This window comes from Halomonas borealis (genome assembly GCF_004798905.1).
Lineage (GTDB): Bacteria > Pseudomonadota > Gammaproteobacteria > Pseudomonadales > Halomonadaceae > Halomonas > Halomonas borealis.
On record NZ_SDMO01000025.1, the window covers coordinates 1 to 913 of the forward strand.

The following is a 913-nucleotide window of genomic DNA, read 5'->3' on the forward strand; positions in this document are numbered from 1 at the left end:
GACAGCATCACCGCGTCGGTGGCGTCGAGCACCGCGTTGGCCACGTCGAACACCTCGGCGCGGGTCGGCAGCGGCGCCTCGATCATCGACTCCATCATCTGGGTGGCGGTGATCACCGCGCGGTTGTGGCTGCGGGCATGCTTGATGATGCGTTTCTGGGTGCCGATCAGCGCCTCGTCGCCGATCTCCACGCCGAGATCGCCGCGCGCCACCATCACCGCCTCGCTGGCCTCGATGATGCCATCCAGGGTGGCGTCATCGGCCACCGCCTCGGCGCGCTCGAGCTTGGCCACCAGGCCGATCTCCTGGCCTGCCTCGCCGAGCCGCTCGCGGGCCTCGATCATGTCGGCGGCGCCGCGCGGGAAGGACACCGCCAGGTAGTCGACGCCGATGGCCACCGCGGTCTCCAGGTCGGCACGGTCCTTGTCGGTCAGCGCCGGGGCCGAGAGCCCGCCGCCCTGCTTGTTGATGCCCTTGTTGTTGGATAGCTCGCCGCCCACCACCACGCTGGTGTGGATGGCGCTGCCGTCGACGCGCTCGACGTCGAGCACCAGCCGGCCGTCGTCGAGCAACAGGCGATCGCCGGCGGTGACGTCGTCGGCCAGCGCCGCATAGTCGCAGCCGACCCGGGTGGCGTCGCCGGCCTCGCCCTCGAGGGCCACGTCGATGACGAAGGGCGCGCCCTCGTCGAGGGTGACCTTGCCATCGGCGAAGCGGGCGATGCGGATCTTGGGCCCCTGCAGATCGCCCAGGGCGGCCACGCTCTTGCCCTGGCGGGCGGCGATCTCGCGCACCGCGGCCAGCCGGCGGCCATGATCATCCGGGGAGCCATGCGAGAAGTTGAGGCGCACCACGTCGACGCCGGCGGCGATCATCCGCTCCAGCACGCCCTCCCGGTCGCTGGCGGGGCCCA

General features: G+C 71.7%; 1 protein-coding gene. It reads right to left on the reverse strand.

Annotated elements, in window-relative coordinates:
* Positions 1 to 913, reverse strand: a 913-nt coding sequence (pyk, locus tag ETC07_RS14950) for a pyruvate kinase (RefSeq protein WP_136249318.1), incomplete at both ends; no start/stop codon positions are given.